This window comes from Devosia salina, assembly GCF_019504385.1.
Classification (GTDB): Bacteria; Pseudomonadota; Alphaproteobacteria; order Rhizobiales; family Devosiaceae; genus Devosia; species Devosia salina.
This window is the reverse complement of the sequence record NZ_CP080590.1, coordinates 1,273,786-1,290,134: the sequence shown is the minus strand read 5'-3', so window position 1 is coordinate 1,290,134 and position 16,349 is coordinate 1,273,786. Positions and strand designations below refer to the sequence as shown.

General features: G+C 63.3%; 16 protein-coding genes. 2 read left to right on the top strand and 14 right to left on the bottom strand.

Translation table 11 applies throughout. The annotated features are described in order from the left end of the window. Nucleotides 1-67 precede the first annotated feature (67 nt). The 8 genes from recO to rpoZ all read right to left on the bottom strand — a co-directional run bounded on the left by recO (nt 68) and on the right by rpoZ (nt 7,325). Nucleotides 68-772, bottom strand: a complete 705-nt coding sequence (gene recO / locus K1X15_RS06115; RefSeq protein ID WP_220306612.1) for a DNA repair protein RecO — start codon at nt 770-772, stop codon at nt 68-70. Between the two features lie 179 nt (nt 773-951). Next, entirely contained in the window at nt 952-1,875 is a 924-nt protein-coding gene (gene era, locus K1X15_RS06110) for a GTPase Era (RefSeq protein WP_220306611.1), read from the bottom strand. Then, nucleotides 1,872-2,579, bottom strand: a complete 708-nt coding sequence (gene rnc / locus K1X15_RS06105) for a ribonuclease III (protein WP_220306610.1) — start codon at nt 2,577-2,579, stop codon at nt 1,872-1,874. Before rnc ends, era begins: the two co-directional genes overlap by 4 nt. Further along, nucleotides 2,576-3,400: a signal peptidase I gene (lepB, locus tag K1X15_RS06100; RefSeq protein ID WP_220306609.1), complete on the bottom strand. Its 825-nt coding sequence runs from the start codon at nt 3,398-3,400 to the stop codon at nt 2,576-2,578. The genes rnc and lepB overlap by 4 nt, the downstream gene beginning before the upstream one ends. 84 nt (nt 3,401-3,484) lie before the next feature. Further along, on the bottom strand, nt 3,485-3,886 hold the full coding sequence (gene acpS / locus K1X15_RS06095) for a holo-ACP synthase (RefSeq protein ID WP_220306608.1): 402 nt from the start codon (nt 3,884-3,886) through the stop codon (nt 3,485-3,487). Then, nucleotides 3,883-4,473: an orotate phosphoribosyltransferase gene (pyrE, locus tag K1X15_RS06090; protein ID WP_220306607.1), complete on the bottom strand. Its 591-nt coding sequence runs from the start codon at nt 4,471-4,473 to the stop codon at nt 3,883-3,885. The genes acpS and pyrE overlap by 4 nt, the downstream gene beginning before the upstream one ends. Continuing rightward, on the bottom strand, nt 4,466-6,745 hold the full coding sequence (locus tag K1X15_RS06085; RefSeq protein WP_220306606.1) for a RelA/SpoT family protein: 2,280 nt from the start codon (nt 6,743-6,745) through the stop codon (nt 4,466-4,468). Before K1X15_RS06085 ends, pyrE begins: the two co-directional genes overlap by 8 nt. Nucleotides 6,746-6,956: 211 nt before the next feature. Then, nucleotides 6,957-7,325: a DNA-directed RNA polymerase subunit omega gene (rpoZ, locus tag K1X15_RS06080; protein ID WP_220306605.1), complete on the bottom strand. Its 369-nt coding sequence runs from the start codon at nt 7,323-7,325 to the stop codon at nt 6,957-6,959. Between the two features lie 223 nt (nt 7,326-7,548). On the opposite strand from rpoZ, the gene K1X15_RS06075 reads away from it, so the two are divergent. Beyond that, nucleotides 7,549-8,100, top strand: coding sequence for a LabA-like NYN domain-containing protein (locus K1X15_RS06075; RefSeq protein WP_220306604.1), 552 nt, complete (start codon nt 7,549-7,551; stop codon nt 8,098-8,100). Nucleotides 8,101-8,157: 57 nt separating this feature from the next. Here K1X15_RS06075 and smpB read toward each other — a convergent pair whose 3' ends face one another. Together smpB and dapA are read right to left on the bottom strand one after the other, a co-directional pair. After that, nucleotides 8,158-8,655: an SsrA-binding protein SmpB gene (smpB, locus tag K1X15_RS06070; RefSeq protein WP_220306603.1), complete on the bottom strand. Its 498-nt coding sequence runs from the start codon at nt 8,653-8,655 to the stop codon at nt 8,158-8,160. A gap of 77 nt (nt 8,656-8,732) precedes the next feature. Next, nucleotides 8,733-9,608 (bottom strand): 4-hydroxy-tetrahydrodipicolinate synthase, encoded by an 876-nt coding sequence (dapA, locus tag K1X15_RS06065; protein ID WP_220306602.1) that lies wholly within the window; start codon nt 9,606-9,608, stop codon nt 8,733-8,735. A gap of 171 nt (nt 9,609-9,779) precedes the next feature. Here dapA and K1X15_RS06060 point away from each other — a divergent pair, with 171 nt between their 5' ends. Beyond that, nucleotides 9,780-10,730 carry an alpha/beta hydrolase gene (locus K1X15_RS06060; protein ID WP_220306601.1) on the top strand — a complete coding sequence of 317 codons (951 nt, stop codon included), beginning with the start codon at nt 9,780-9,782 and terminating at the stop codon, nt 10,728-10,730. A 20-nt stretch (nt 10,731-10,750) separates the two neighbouring features. Here K1X15_RS06060 and K1X15_RS06055 read toward each other — a convergent pair whose 3' ends face one another. From K1X15_RS06055 to K1X15_RS06045, 4 genes are all read right to left on the bottom strand, one after another. After that, entirely contained in the window at nt 10,751-11,281 is a 531-nt protein-coding gene (locus tag K1X15_RS06055; RefSeq protein ID WP_220306600.1) for a hypothetical protein, read from the bottom strand. Next, nucleotides 11,278-11,409 carry a hypothetical protein gene (locus K1X15_RS21400; RefSeq protein WP_276315312.1) on the bottom strand — a complete coding sequence of 44 codons (132 nt, stop codon included), beginning with the start codon at nt 11,407-11,409 and terminating at the stop codon, nt 11,278-11,280. The genes K1X15_RS06055 and K1X15_RS21400 overlap by 4 nt, the downstream gene beginning before the upstream one ends. Before the next feature lie 11 nt (nt 11,410-11,420). After that, complete coding sequence (locus K1X15_RS06050; RefSeq protein WP_220306599.1) at nt 11,421-14,606, bottom strand: OmpA family protein; 3,186 nt, start codon at nt 14,604-14,606, stop codon at nt 11,421-11,423. A 223-nt stretch (nt 14,607-14,829) separates the two neighbouring features. Further along, a complete protein-coding gene (locus K1X15_RS06045) occupies nt 14,830-16,149 on the bottom strand; it encodes a hypothetical protein (RefSeq protein ID WP_220306598.1) in 1,320 nt (439 codons plus the stop codon). Nucleotides 16,150-16,349 lie beyond the last annotated feature (200 nt).

Sequence of the window (16,349 nt, the reverse complement as noted above, 5' to 3'; positions counted from 1 at the left end):
GCAGAGTATAGCGTCCCGGTCGCGTCAGCCGCAGGAAAGTGCCGGTTTTCCTGAGCTTTCTGGCCCACTAGCTCCGCGTCAGCAACTCGATCAGTGGTTCGCGGGTGGGCGGTGGATCGATCTGGCGGGCGTGCCAGACGTGCATATCGAGGAAATGGCCGGTGAGGCGAAAGGCATTGCGCAGATCGTCAGGCGAGGCGTTGCCACGGGCATGGAGGAAACTCGGGAGCGGCAGGAGCCGATCCTTGTAGGGCTCGGCGGCGGCACGGGACACGGCGCGACCGGACTTGGGAGAGACATGGGTCAGATTTTCGGTCACGCCTGTGGCGGCGCAGCTTTCGAGATCAAGTCCGAAGCCCAGCTCATCAAGCAGCGCCAGTTCGAAGCGTGCGAAGGCCACCGCGTCGGGATCATGGTCGATGAGATCGAGCGCCATGCCGAGCAATCGATCATGCGGATCGCGTTCGGGCAGAAGATGGAGATGTTCGCAGACGGTCTGAGCCAGATAGAGGCGCTTGCGATCGGCAATCAGGCCGGCGGCGCGGGCGTGGAGGAGCTCGACAGTGAAGGTGCCGAGATGGTCTTCCAGGCGGGCGCGCCAGGTGAGCTGGATGGTGTTTCCGGGCTGCAGCGTGGCCGCGAGCCTGGGCGACCGCCCACCGCGAATGAGGCCGGAATAGCGCCCACGCCCGGCAACCATCGCCTCGGCAATGACCGAGGTCTCACCGTGGCGGCGTACGCCTATAAGAAGGGCTTCACCGGTCCATTCCATCGTGGCCGCACCTCCCTTCTCCCCTTGTGGGAGAAGGTGCCCGAAGGGCGGATGAGGGGTACAGGTTCTTTTCACTGGCACCGAGTGCGCGGAGAAAACCCCTCACCCTGGATGTTCTGCTGAACGCAGAAAATCCTGTCCCTCTCCCACAAGGGGCGAGGGGGGCACCGGTGCGTGTTTCACTTTTTCCCATGGGGGAATTCCAAGCCCATCTCGCGGTAGCGTTCCGGGTCGTCGGCCCATTTCTCGCGAACCTTGACGAAGAGGAAGAGGTGGATGGGCACCTCGTACATTTCCATCAATTCCTTGCGGGCTTCGGCGCCAATGGCCTTGATGGTCTGGCCGCCGGCACCGAGGACGATCTTCTTGTGGCTCTCGCGGCTCACATAGACGACCTGGTCGATCTTGTAGGAGCCGTCCTTCTGGATCTTGAAGCTCTCGGTCTCGACGGTGGAATTATAGGGGATCTCGTCATGCACGCGCAGGAACAGCTTCTCGCGCGTGACCTCGGCCGCGGTGATGGCCATGGTCAGGTCGGTCAGGTGATCTTCCGGGAAATGCCAGGGACCGGGCGGGATGTGCTTGATGCACCAGTCGATGAAGTCCTTCACGCCATGGCCCTTGAGCGCGGAGAGCATGAAGGTGGCCTCGAAACGCAGGCGCTCGTTGAGCGACTGGGACAGCGCGAGCAGGCTCTCGTGCTTGACCGTGTCGATCTTGTTGAGGATCAGCACCTTGGGCTGGCGGATGTTTTCGAGGCCCTCCAGCAGGGTCTCGATTTCGGGCGTGACGCCCCGATCGGCATCAAGGATGAAGGCGACAATGTCGCTGTCCCCTGCCCCGCCCCAGGCATTCTCCACCATGGCGCGTTCCAGCCGCTTCTTGGGGGCGAAAATGCCGGGTGTGTCGACAAAGACCAGCTGGGCGGAATCAAGCGTCAGCACGCCGCGCACCTGCGACCTTGTGGTCTGGGCCTTGTGCGTGACGATGGAGACCTTGGTGCCGACCAGGGAATTGAGCAGGGTCGACTTTCCGGCATTGGGGGCGCCGACAAGGGCAATGAAGCCGCAGGAGGTGTCGGCCAGTTCGGTCGGTGTGTTCATTTGCGTTCCTTCCAGACCTTCTGGCGGACGAGGAATTGTTCGGCGACGCGGTGCTCGGCAATCTTCTTGGAGGGGCCGATAGCCTCGATGCGCTCAAAGCCGGCGAGATCGACGCCAATGGTGAATTCGGGCGCATGGTCTGGGCCGGTGCGCTCGACCAGCACATAGGATGGCGGCTCGAGGCCGCGCGCCTGGGCCCATTCCTGCAGGGTCGTCTTGGCATCGGCCCGATTGGCCTGGCCATCGGCGAGGTAGTCTTCGAAATGCTGCTCGATGAAGCTGCGCGCCGGCTCCAGCCCGCCATCGAGATAGATGGCGCCGATGACCGCTTCGGTGACGTCGCCGAGAATGGCGTCCTTGTCGGCGCCGCCGGAACGGGCCTCGCTGTCGCCCAGGATGATTTCGCGCCCCAGGTCGAGCTGGCGGGCGATATCGGCGCAGGTTTCCTTGCGGACCAGGGTATTGAGCGTGCGGCTCAGTTCACCCTCATTGGAGCCGGGATAGCGCCGGTAGAGCATGTCGGCAACAACGAGCCCGAGCACCCGGTCACCCAGGAACTCGAGCCGCTGATAGGAGCGTTCGATGCGCTTGCCCGGCGACACGGCACTGGAATGGGTCAGCGCGCGCTCGAGAAGGTCGGCATCGGCGAAGCGATAGCCGAGCCGGAACTGGAGCTTTTCGTGGGTCCTGTCGCGTCGGCTCACGGCGCAGCCAGATTGGTGTCCGGCTGATCGCCATAGACCGAACGGAACATGCGATCCCAGCGAACATTGGCCGGCCACTGCCAGATCTGCCAGGGCGGAATATTGTCCTTGATCGAGAAGAAGCGGGCTTCGGCCTTGGCGATCAGGTTTTCATCCGGAACATAGCCGACCTGGCTCAGCACGCGGCTATCGGCGGACCGGTCGCGATTATCACCCATCATGAAGTAGTGCCCGGCAGGCACGACATATTCGGGCGTGTTGTCGAGCGAGAGATTATCGCCAATCTCCTGGATGATATGGGTTGTGCCCTCCGGGAAGGTCTCGCGATAGACGGTGACCTCGCGGGTATCGCCATTGCTATCAGTGTCCAGCGCCTTACCCACTTCCTCGCGTTCCACCATGGTGCCGTTGATGTAGAGGCGGCCATCCTTCATCTGGATGCGGTCACCCGGCAGACCCACGACGCGCTTGATATATTCCATGGTCTGCGGGACCGGGCGGAACACGGCGATGTCGCCGCGATTGGGCTCGCGACCCAGAATGCGGTTGGAGATGGGCAGCTCGAAATCGAGCAGCGCGAAATCGCCATAGCGACCCAGCGAGAAGGAGTGCTTGCCGTAACCCCAGACGAACTTGTTGGCGATGAAGTAGTCGCCGATCATCAGCGTCTGCTGCATCGAGGCGGTGGGGATGGAGAAGGGCTGGTAGAGGAAGAAGCGCAGGAAAATGGCAATCAGCAGTGCTTCGACAATGACCACGAAGGTTTCCACCCATTCATTGGTGGCAGTCTTCTTGGCGGGCTTTTCGGCAGGCTGGCTCATGGTGCTTCCCGGATTGGCGGTGCGGAAGGGTTAGGCGTTTGCCCGCGTGGGGTCAACGTGCTTCGTCGCGCCGGGTGGTCGCCTTCACTTGATCGGAAGAGCTTCGATAATGACGAAGGCCTGGGCCAGGCCCGCATCGTCGGTAATGGTGAGGTGGATATGGGGCTCGTGACCCTCGGGCACAAGGCGCGCCAGGGCGCGGGCCGCCCCGTTGGTCAGCTGCATGGTCGGCTTGCCCGAGGGCAGGTTCACCACGCCCATGTCGCGCCAGTACACGCCCCAGCTGAGGCCGGTGCCCAGCGCCTTGGAACAGGCCTCCTTTGCGGCAAAACGCTTGGCATAGGAGGCTGCACGCTGTGCACGACGATCAGATTTTTTCTGCTCGATCGGCGTGAAGCAGCGCTGCACGAAGCGGTCGCCGAAACGGTTGAGCGTTTCTTCGACGCGGTGGATCTGAATGAGGTCGGAACCGAGGCCGACGATCATTTGACCCCCTGGATGCCACGGCTGCCCGGCTTCACCGCCGGGATGGCGGCCAGCTCGGGAGGCAGTTGATCGGCCGGATAGGCGGGCACCTTGAACTCGATCAGGCTCACCAGCGGCACCCCGACATCGGCCTCGCCGCCAGAGCGATCGATGAGGCACGCTGCCGCAACCACATTGGCGCCAATCTTGCGCAGGGCATCGACGCATTCGCGGATCGAGAGGCCGGTGGAGACGATGTCTTCCACGACCACGACCTTGTCATCGGCGGAAATCTCGAAGCCGCGCCGCAGCTCGAACTGACCTTCGACGCGCTCGGTATAGAGCGCCGGCACGCCCAGATGCCGGGACGTCTCGTAACCGGGGATGATGCCCCCAATGGCGGGGGAGACAACCTTTGTGACGCCCGGCACTTCGGCGCGGATGCGCTCCGCCAGCGCCTTGCAGAGCTTTTCGGTCTCGCTGGCGTATTGGAAGACCTTGGCCTTTTGCAGGAAGACCGGCGAGCGCAGCCCCGAGGACAGGATGAAATGCCCCTCCAGCATGGCCCCGCAATCGCGGAAAATCTGAAGGACTTCTTGTTTATCCATCGCGCGCACTCCTATCGACACTGCCGTCCCATTCGAGCGTCGAGATCATTCCCGCCTCGCGCAGGCCGGCCCGCTGGACCGCGGACAGGCCAGGACTGCGCTTGAGCGTTGCCAGAACATCGGTCAGTTGCGCAAGGTCACGCACCTCGATTTCAAAGATCATCTGGTGGAAGTCGGGCGAGATCATGCGCATCACCAGATTGTTGATGTTCGCATCGCATGCCGCGATCGCCGAGGAAATCTGGGCCAGGGAACCCGGCCGATTGACCGATTCCATCGAAATGACGGTGGGATAGAGCTTTTCATCGGAACGCGTCAGATTCCAGCGCACGTCGACCCAGGCCACGTCGCTATCATGCTTGGCGATCAGTGCGTCCGAGTGGATCGGGTAGACGGTGAGCGGGTTATCCGGCTCGAGAATGCCGACCAGCCGGTCGCCGGGCACGATGCCCTCGCCCGATACGGTCACCGGGGTGTGGAAATCGAGTTGCGCGAGGGCCGCCTTGGCGCGCGGGCCCGAGCGCTGGCCGCCCGGCACGCGGAAGCGGAACTGATCGGAACCCCGCAGGGCAAACCAGCCGTCAGCGGTGTCGGCCACCGGCAGGTCAAGCTTGCGGCGGCGCTTGCGGATGCCCTTGACCTGGGCAAGCGCCGCGGCGAGCGCTTCCGAACCGATCTTGCCCTCACCCACGGCCACCAGCAGGTCGCGCTTGGACTGTTGTTCGAGGGCTTCGGCCAGCGCCTTGCCCTCGCTCTCGTCCAGCATGACGCCCTCACGCTCCAGCATCATGTTGAGCACGTGTTCGCCAAGGGCATGGGCACGCTGCGCCGCCGCCTGGCGCACGGCACGACGAATGGCGGCGCGGGCCTTGCCGGTTGCAGCAATGCCGATCCAGTTGCTGGGCGGACGATGGTTCTGATCGCGCAGGATCTCCACCTCGTCACCAGAGCGGAGCTGGGTGACGAGCGGCAGGATCAGGCCATTGATCTTGGCGCCGACGCAGGTGTCGCCAATATCGGTGTGCAGCGCATAAGCGAAGTCGATGGGCGTCGCGCCGCGCGGCAGGGCGATGAGGCGCCCGCGCGGGGTGAAGCAGAACACCTGGTCCTGGAACAGCTCGAGCTTGGTGTATTCGAGGAAGTCTTCGCTCGAGATGCCGGAGGTCAGGTGGCTGATGGTCTGGCGCAGCGAGCCATAGGCGTGCGATTCCATCTCGATGCGGCCCAGATTAGCCGAAGCACCGTCCTTGTAGAGCGCATGGGCGGCGATGCCGAACTCGGCGATGCGGTCCATGTCCTCGGTACGGATCTGCAGTTCGACACGCTGGCGGCTTGGCCCGACAATGGTGGTGTGGATCGACTGATAGTCATTGTGCTTGGGGACCGAGATGTAGTCCTTGAAGCGGCCGGGCACGACCTTCCAGGTGGTGTGGATCATCCCCACGGTGCGGTAGCACTCCTCGGTCGACCCGACGATGACTCGGAAGCCGATCATGTCGGACAGCTGCTCGAGCGCGATCGACTTGCGCTCGATCTTGGAGAAGATCGAATAGGGCGACTTGACCCGCGCCTTGACGCGGGCAGCGATACCCGCCTCGGCCAACCGCTCGGTCAACTCAGCGGTGATCGTGTCGATGGTTTCGCGATTGTCCGCCTGCATCTGCTCGAGGCGCGCCGTGATCGCCTTGTAGTGATCGGGCTGGAGGATGCGGAAGGAGAGATCTTCGAGTTCGTTGCGCATGTCCTGCATACCCATGCGCCCGGCGAGCGGGGCGTAGATATCCATGGTTTCCTGCGCGATGCGCCGCTGCTTCTCCGGCGCCATGAACTGCAGGGTGCGCATGTTGTGCAGCCGGTCGGCGAGCTTGACCAGCAGCACCCGAACATCCTGGCTGATCGCCAGCAGCAATTTCCTGAGATTTTCGGCCTGCGCTTCCTCGCGCGAAACCAGATTGAGACGCTCGATCTTGGTCAGGCCATCGACAATCGTGCCGATCTCGCCGCCAAACATCTGGTCGATCTCGGCGCGGGTGGCGTCGGTGTCCTCGATGGTGTCGTGCAGGAGGCCCACGGCGATCGAGGCATCATCGAGCTTGAGCTCGGTGAGGATCGCTGCCACTTCCAGGGGATGGTTGAAATAGGGGTCGCCCGAGGCACGCTTCTGCGAGCCATGCTTCTGCATGGCGTAGACATAGGCCTTGTTCAACAATTGCTCGTCGGCGTTCGGGTTGTAAGCCTGAACCCGCTCGACAAGCTCGTACTGACGCATCATGGAGTTAGCCGCCCGCTCGCACCCGCAAGCTTAGCGCCTGTATCGGAAATGAAAAGAGCGCCCGACGCATGCCGGACGCTCCCTGATATAATTGGAACACTGTGCGCCGCAAGGCCAGTGCATGCCATTCGAGCTGCCACTCAAGCTAGCTTTCGTGGCCTGCTCGCCTCATATCTCTCCAGTGGAGAGATTTGCCACTTAGGGACGGCTCTCAGTCGTCGCGACGCTCCGGGGGTGCCAGGCTCTCGATGCCGCGCAGCAGCTCTTCTTCGCTGATGGTGTCGAAGTTGATCGCGTCGTCGTCGCCGGCGCTCTCGATCATCGGAGCAGCGCTGGTCTCGGGCTCGTCGACCTCGACATATTTCTGCAGCGAATGGATCAAATCTTCGCGCAGGTCTTCGGGCGAAATGGTGGCGTCGCCGATTTCACGAAGGGCAACGACGGGATTCTTGTCGTTGTCACGCGAAACAGTGATCTGCGCGCCGGAGGAAATCATGCGCGCGCGATGGGCGGCCATGAGGACGAGATCGAAGCGATTCTCGACCTTTTCAATGCAGTCTTCAACGGTGACGCGTGCCACGAACGTCTCCACACTTTGGGGAATGAAGGGCCGCAATACACGATGGGGACCCTCATGACAAGGGTCCCTCCCGGTTCAAGGGCGGCGGGGTCGCCGCTTTACGCGCGGGCCCAAATGTGCGAATACCGAACTTAAGATATTAAAAGTCTCGGCGGAATTTAATTAATGGCCGTCCCGGACGGCGTTTTATCATCGGCAGCCCTGCCCCCTGGGAGTGTTCATCATGGCCATTGATCCGCGCGAGAAGATCGCTCTCTTTATTGACGGCGCCAATCTCTATGCCACGTCCAAGGCGATTGGCATCGATATCGACTATCGAAAGCTGCTGACCGAGTTCAGCGCCAAGGCCTATCTGCTGCGCGCCAACTATTACACGGCGCTGGTCGAGGATCAGGAATATTCCTCGATCCGGCCGCTGATCGACTGGCTCGACTACAATGGCTATACGGTGGTGACCAAGCCGGCCAAGGAGTTCACGGACTCGATGGGGCGCCGCAAGGTGAAGGGGAATATGGATATCGAGCTGACGGTGGATGCGCTCGAGCAGGCCCCCTATTACGACCATCTGGTGCTGTTTTCAGGCGACGGCGATTTTACCGCCCTGGTCGCGGCGCTGCAGCGCAAGGGCAAGCGCGTGACCGTGGTGTCGACGCTGACAACCTCGACCCCGATGATCTCGGACGAACTCCGGCGCCAGGCAGACTTCTTCCTCGACGTGGCGGAACTGGCCAAGACGGTCGGCCGGCCGCAGGTGCAAAGGCCGGTGGAGGCCTGAGGCACTTGCCGTCAAAGATGAAGGTCCGTCCTCGGGGTTGACGGGACGAGCTGCGCCCTACCCGCGCCCGCCCTCTTTCATGATGCGGGCCTTATCGCGGTTCCAGTCGCGTTCGCGGCTGGTGGCGCGCTTGTCGTAATTCTTCTTGCCCTTGCCAACCCCGATCAGCAGCTTGGCCTTGCCCTGGTCGTTGAAATAGAGCTTGAGCGGCACGATGGTGTTACCGGCGCGCGCAACTTCCTGGTCGAGCTTGGCCAATTGCTTCTTGCTGACCAGCAGCTTGCGGGGGCGCTTTTCCTCGTGATTGAAGCGATTGGCCTGCAGGTATTCCGGTATATGCGCGTTGATCAGCCAGAGTTCGCCGCGCTCGGGCGAGGCATAGGATTCCGCGATCTGCGCCTTGCCCAGGCGGAGCGACTTGACTTCGGTTCCGGTGAGCACGATGCCGGCCTCGATGGTGTCCCCGATCTCATAATCGAAACGCGCACGACGGTTCTCGGCCACCTGCCCGTGGCTGATCCATCCGTTCTTGTTCTTGTCGTTCTTGCTGGCCATGAGCTCGATCAGTTCTCAAAAATAAAATGCCCGGCCCTCAGCTCACATCCGAGGGCCGGGCAACAAAGCTTATCCTACTAGATAAGGCCGGCGTGCGAGATTGCAAAGTCCATGGCATCCTGGGTCGGCTTGCTGACCGGCACGAGCGGCAGCCGCATCTCGTTGGCACAGAGGTTCAGGCGGTTCGCCACATATTTTGCCGGAGCCGGGTTGGGCTCCATGAACAAGTCCTTGTGCAGGAAGGCCAGCTTGTCATTGATGGCGCGCGCGCCAATGAAATCACCGGCCAGCGACAGTTCCTGCATCTGCGAGCAGAGACGCGGCGCCACATTCGCCGTCACCGAAATACAGCCGTGTCCGCCATGGGCGTTGAAACCGAGCGCGGTGCTGTCGTCCCCCGAGAGCAGGATGAAGTCACTGCCCAGGCGGACGCGCTGCATGGTGGCGCGCTCCATGCTGCCCGTTGCGTCCTTGACGCCGATGATATTGGCGTGAGCATCGCGGAGGCGAGCGATGGTGTCCACGGTCAGGTCGACCACGGTACGCCCGGGCACCGAATAGAGGATGACCGGAATGCCAATGGCGCTGGCGATGGCCGAAAAGTGCTGAAACAGGCCTTCCTGGTTGGGCTTGTTGTAATAGGGGACAACCGACAGCACAGCGTTGGCACCGGTCTTTTCGGCGAACTGGGCAAGCGAGACAGCCTCGGCGGTGGAGTTTGACCCGGCGCCGGCCACGACCGGCACGCGGCCATTGGCCACTTCGATGCAGATTTCGACCACGCGGCGATGTTCTTCATGGCTGACAGTGGGGCTCTCACCGGTAGTGCCCACCGGCACCAGACCATGTGTGCCCTCGGCGATCTGCCAATCGACAAAGCTGGCGAAGGCTTTCTCATCCACGGCCCCATCGCGCATGGGAGTGATGAGTGCCGTAATCGAACCACGCAGCATTTGTCGGTATTCCTCAATTGGATGCCGGTCACACGTCCGGCCTCTTGCTCATGTGTGAAGGGTACGGCGCCGGTTGGCGCCGATCGGGCCGCACCTTACTTTCAACGGCGGTCCGCCACAAGGCACGCGAAACGCCTTGTGACTCGCTGCAAGAGGCCGGTAAATGGGCGCATGAAACCGCTGTTTTCGCGCCGGCGCATTGTCCCCGACGACCACGCTGCCTTTTCAGGCCTGCCGGTGTCGCATATCGCCCTGCGCGATGCGCGCACCAGGGCCGCCGTGCATCTGCGCGGCGATTTCGGGCAAGGCGGAATGCCGCTTGTGTGCCTGTCTGGCTATCACCGGAACATGAGCGACTTTTCCGCCTTCGCCGATTACTTCCAGCGGCTGGGACGTGGACGGTGGCCCATGGTTCTTGTCGATCTGCCCGGCCGCGGTCGGGCGGACGACCGGCCAGGTGGCGCCGACTATAGCACGCTCAGCGATGCCCAGGACGTGGCCGATGTGCTGGCGGCGCTGGGAATCGGTCGCGCGCTGATCCTGGGGCAAGGCCATGGCGGCCAGGTGGCGATGGCGCTGGCGGCCCAGCACCCGCTGCAGATCGGCGGCACCATATTGCTCGACGCCGGCCCGGTGACGGACTCGCGCGGCATCGTGCGCCTGCGCAATAATCTGGCCCATATATCGAGCCTGCGGGGCAGCAAGGCCGTGATGGCCGGATTCCGGCGCATGCTGGCGGGGGATTATCCCGGCCTCGGGGAGGCGGAGCTCGACGCACTCGCCTTGCGCAGCCATTGGTTCGACAAGCGGGGGCGCGCTCGCCCATTGTTCGACACGCGGCTCGTCGATCGGATCAAGGATATCAGTTTCGACGATATCTTGGTGGCCCAGTGGCCGCTTTATGACGCCCTGCGCTGTGCGCCGCTGATGTTGCTGCGCACGCAGCTGACGGACCAGGTGCGGCGCGAGACCTTCGAGGAGATGGTCAAGCGGCGCCCCGACGCGGTGGCGATCACCATTTCCGGGCAAGGCTCCCCTGCCCTGTTCGACCAGGAAGCGGAAATCGAGGCAGTCGCCGAATTCGTGTTCCATGTCGGCAAGGGAACCCGCCGCGCCGCGTGAGGTCGGCCCGGCAGCGCCACTCAGGTGGGCGCGGTTGCCGTTGCCAGCAGGATGGCTTGCTCCACCCATTGTTCGCGCCTGATGCGCCCCCTTACGGCGATGCGTCCTTCCAACCAGTCGATATGCGCCGGTTGCCAGGCCGCGACCTGATCGAGGTGATAGACACCCAAATCATTGAGCGATGATTCCGTCTTTGCACCTATGCCTTTGATTTTCTTGAGATCATCGGGTTTTCCACCGCGCGGTGAGGGCAGGTCCGGCGGGCGCTGCTGGGTCGGCACGGACTGTTGCGGCACGGATGGCGCGTCGTCTCGATCCACTGCCCCGGCGAGGCGGCGCGCGGCCGACCGGGGCGCAGCCGCAGGGGCGAGCGTTTCGGGCCGGTTCATCTGCGCAGCCGCCAGGACCTGTGCCTGCAGCCGGGTCTCGAAACGAGGGCGATTGGCGAAGGCGCGCGCGGCAATATGGGCGCAGTAGCCCAGCACACAGCCGGTCAGATAGGCCACCAGCACGAGCAGCGCCACTTCGACGACATGTTCGGCCGTGATCACGATCGGCCCTCATCCGGCGCCCGGCTGAGGCTGAGCCATCCGGTCACGACGCCGACGAGCGCGGCGCCGGCCATGAAGGGCCAATAGACCCCCACGAGGAAGAGAACCGAGCCGAGGAGCGATGCCATGACCGTTCCCGTCAATCCTGCCCGTCGGCGTCGCGCACCGTCACCACGATGCGGCGATTGCGGCGCTTGCCGTCGGCCGTGTCGTTGTCGGCAACCGGCCGCATTTCTCCATAGCCGATGGCATAGAGACGCGACGCGGATACGCCTCGCTCGATCAGCGCGTTGACCACGGACTCGGCGCGCGCCACCGACAAGGCGAGGTTGCGCTGGTCGTCGCCGTCGCTGTCGGTATGCCCCTCCACCTCCACAACGGCGTCAGGGCACTGGTTCAGGGCCTCAGCAAAGGCATCGAGCTCCGCATTCGCCCCGGCCGCGATAATCGCTGCGCCGGACTGGAACAGGATGGCATTGTGCTCGGAGAGTTCCGCGACGCGGGTCCGGCACTGGTCAAGTCCGGACGGCGCCGAAATGGCAGAGGTCCAGCCGGCGCCGAGGGCGGCGATCTGCGCCTCGATGGCGGCCTGCTCCTGCCGGCTGGCCGCTTTTCCGTCGAGGTGCCAGGCGCCGCCCGCGAAATCCAGCCGGCCCTGCTGCAATTGCAGGAGCGCCCGCAGGCCCGCCTGGGCATTGGGCACGAAATCCCCAGGGCCGCCGGCGGCAATGGTCAGTGCGTCCGATTCGGTGCCAGCCAGCATGGCAAGATAGCGCGCCGTCGCTACGGCGGGCACGCTGCCGGCCAAAGTCACGGTGCCATCGGCTGCGCGTGTGGCACTGAAGCGATAGGGCTCCTCCGGCTCCTGAGGGGCAACGGCATCCGCCGGTGGCGGCTCGGTCGGCCCGGGTTCCTGCGCTTGAGCGACCGCTTGATCGTCCGGCTCGGTGGGCTGAGGCAAGGCAAGTGCCAGCGTCCAGCGCGGGGCCGACGTGCCGAGCATGCCCTGAGCCTGCGCCTCCGCATCGGCGTCCAGCAGCGTGCCGCTGGCGGTCCAGCGCTCGCCATCATAAGCCACCTGTCCCTCGGCAAGGAGCGTCAGCATGTCCATGGCCTGCAGCACATCGGCGGCAAAACCGTCCGGGGCGTCGGGACGAACCACTGTCTGGTCCACCACCGCCGCACCAGCGCGAACCGCGAGGAAGCGTTGTAGCGACTCGGCTGGAACAGCGCCATCGAGCACGACAGAACCATCGGCCGCCTTGGTGGCGGCCCAGAAATACGGCTCGACGGGTGCAGGGTCGGGAATCGAAATACCGGCGTTGGCAGACAGGTCCGCTGCAGCCGCGAGGGCGAGGACCGCGTCGCGGGCCACGCTATCGGCTGCGGTACCGGACAGGGTCCAGCCCTTGCCGTCGAACGCCGCCCGGCCCTGTTCCAGACCCAGAAGGGCGTCGACGGCGGCCCGGGCCTTGGCTGGAAAATCTTCCGGCGCGCCCTTGGCGATGCGCGTGGTGTCGGTCACGCGGGTACCCACATGGATCTTGAGCCAGGATTGCAGAGCCGCCGCGGGGACGTTGCCGGCAAACAGGAAGCTGCCATCGGGGAGACGCTCGCCGGACCAGACGAAGGGATCCGCAACAGACGGCAAAGCCGGAGGCTCGGACAGCGCCAGGGTCCAACCCGCCTGGGCCAGGCCCAGCACCGCAAACTCGGTCTGGATGGAGCCCTTGTCGATCGCGGAGGCAGGCTCGCCCTCAACGGACCAGCCAGTGCCATCGAAGCGCACGCTACCCTGCCTTAACCAGGGCAGGAAGGCCATTGCCTGCCCAGCCGAACTGACGAAGTTTGGGCTCTCGCCCGAGGCAAAGCTGAGCTTGGACGTCGCCGCAGAACCGGCCTGTGCCAATAGATCGGCCTCCACAGCCGGACTTGGCACCATGCCTTCCAGCACGATACTGCCGCCGGCGTCGCGCCGGGCGGAAAACACATAATTGGCAGCGCGCGGCGCCTGAACCGCCATTTCGCCAAGGACGAGGCCCTGCGGAACCGCGGACTGCAGCAAATTCTCCATGGCACGGTAGTCGGTCGGTGACTGTGCGGTGCCCGAGATCGAGATTGTCTCGGACCGCAGGGAGAACCGCCCCTCGGACATGTGGCCGAGCAGTTCGAGGCCAAAATCGACCGCGCGACGGTAACCCTCGGGGGCGCCCGCGCCATATTTAAGGAAGCTCACATCTGCCCCCGCAAGGGCCGCAAAGTTCTCACGCGTGGCGTCGTCCGGGACGTAACCATCGAAAACCAGCGCCCCGCCGGGTTGCCGGTTTATGCTGAGCCAGTATTCGGTGATGCGCGGTGGTGCGAGATCGACGATGGAATCGGTCCCCGACAGCGCCTCGGTCACGGCCTGAGCAACCTCGATGCTGGGCGGCACGCCTTCGAGGTGACTGACACCATCGATGATGCGGGCCTCGCCCTGCTCGAGGCGGGCCAGCTGCTCGACAAGCAACTTAGTGCGCTCTGCAAACCCCTCGGGCGCGCCGGAAGCGAGCGAAAGGCCTGTGGCGATGGGCACGCCGGCGACATCAGCTAGGCGCAGACGATCAGCCACGCGCTCTTCCGGCACGTGGCCGGAAATGGCGATGCGGTTGCCGTCGAACTCGGCGCGCCAGGTATAAGGCGCGATGCGGACAGGCTCGACGACGATATTTCCCTCAGAAATACCTGGAGGGAGATCGGCCAGAGCCATCTGCACGGCGCCCAGAGCTTTTTCCGACCGGGCCCGGCCTGCGGCGTTGAGCGTCAGCCCGGACAGCTCGAACAATCCGCTGTCGATCAGTTCGGCCTGCGCCAGCGCAAAATTGACGCCAGCGCGCCAGAGGGTCTCGTCGGGTTGGCCGGAGCGGATCTGCAGATCCACTTCTGCCAGGCCAGGTATGGATCCCAACTCCTGGCGCATTGTCTCATTTGGCACGCTCCCAAAGAGACTTATGGCATCGCCCTCAACAGACACGTTAATTCTGTATGGCGTTGCGAGCGGGGCAATGGTGACCGTCTCGTCGACCGAGGCAATGCCGGACAATGCCGTCAGGCTGGCGATGGCCTGATCACGTTCTGTCTCCGAAGCGGTGGTTCCGGAAAGCGTGACCCGACGGCCCGCCAGTGCGATATGCGCCCATTCCTGGCCCGACGCCTCAAGAGTGGCCCTGCCCTCCTGAGCAAGGGTATCCAACATCGCCGGACTTGCCATGGCCAAGGCGGCCACAGTGCCGCCGAGAACAGTCACAAGGCCTGGCGCCACCCACTTGAGGAGGTCCCTGATCATCCCGAATCCATTGGAAAGCCGCTACTTGGGCAAGGGTAGATGATTTACGAACAAGGACAAAGGAAAAAGGGCGCCGGCGGGTCTGCGGATCGACACGCGGAAACAAATTGCAGAAAGGGCGTCGACCAATGCGGCGGAGGTTCTGCCAGGGGTCAGCCGAAGACAGAAAAAAAGAAAGGCCCGGCAGAGCCGGGCCTTTCCGAATTCAGTCGTAATCCAAGGATTACTTGAATTCCTTGGCAGCCTTGAAGGTGACCTTGTAGGCACCGTTCTGGTGAGCTTCGCCCTTGATCGAGGAGGTGAAACCACCGCCCGGAGCCCAAGCGAGTTCGGCAGCACCGTAGAAGTCGGTGGTCGAAGCAGTCACGTTGCCGAAGACACCGACTTCGCCGGTGACCTTGACGGTCTCGGAGACGGCAGCAACGAGCTGAGCAGCGATCTGGTAGCCGTCCTGGCCGCCAGCGTTGTTCGAGTCGAAGTACTTGCCGCCGAGGTTGATCGACACGCCTTCGGTGACGGTGGCGCCGATGGAGCCGCCGAAGCCGAAGTCGGTGTTGGCGCCGACAGCCGAGTTGTTCAGAGCTTCACCCGACAGGGCGATCTTGAACATGTCGAAGGTGCCTTCAACCGAAACCAGGCCGTGCCAAGCGGTGGCAGCGGTCGTGTTCTGGACAGCGAACGCGCCGCGGACCTTGAAGGCATCGAAGGTGCCGGTGATGCCAGCGTGCATTGCCCACGAGTCGACGGTGCCGTCGAGGATACCACCAGCAAGGCCGGTGACATGAGCGGTGATGCCCTGGCCAGCATATTCGAGAACGCCGATGGCGGTACCAGCGGAGGTAACCGGAGCAACGTCGTTCAGGTTTTCGAGGCCGGCCTTGATGGTGACGCCGTCAGCAACAGCCGAGACGACCTGGATCACGTGACCACCGGTGTCGAGGTTGCCGTCGAGGATGTCCCACTTGACGCCCTTGTCAGCCCAGTCCGAACCGAACAGGCCGAGGAAGTTGAACGGCTCGTCGTCGCCGAAGTTGGCAATCGAGCCCTTCTTACCAGCCATGATGGTGGTGGTGTCGCCGACCGAAACATAGGCTTCGTCGAAAGTCAGAGCGGCATTGTCGCCATCGGGATCGTTGGCTTCGTTGCGAACGCGGCCAATATCAACCTGCTTCAGCTTCAGGGTAACAGAAGCCGGACCGAAGTCGGAAGAAGCAGTGCCAACGAACTTCAGCCAGGCTTCGAACTTCGAGCGCCAGTCCAGTTCGGACGGCGAAACGCCGTCGTTGTCCATGGTGTCACGAACGCTCGCACCACCGAGGATGCCGGCGACCGGGAACGAACCGCGGTAGTCGCCCCAGTTGAATTCGTAGGAGACGCCGCCGGTGATCTGCAGGCAGTTGTCCGAGGACGAGATGGTCAGGCCGGAGATGCCCAGCGAGTCGCAAACGTCGAGCGAGGTGAGAACGCCCAGATCAGCAGCGAAGCCAGCGGTCGAGAGACCAGCGGCAGCAACAGAACCGAGGATAAGGCTCTTGAGTTTCATTAATTGACCTCCAAAGTCAGTCATTCTTTGTGCCGGTTACCCAGCGGTTTGTCGAAACGCGACCACACAATTCGTGGTGCTGTGTGTTGCCGTCGCGTTGCGACCGACAAACGATCCCATGCATGGATTCGCAAGACCCACTCTACGCATGCAAAAAGCTGACGCAATCGCGGCAAGCGGGTTTTGGGGCTGACACAATG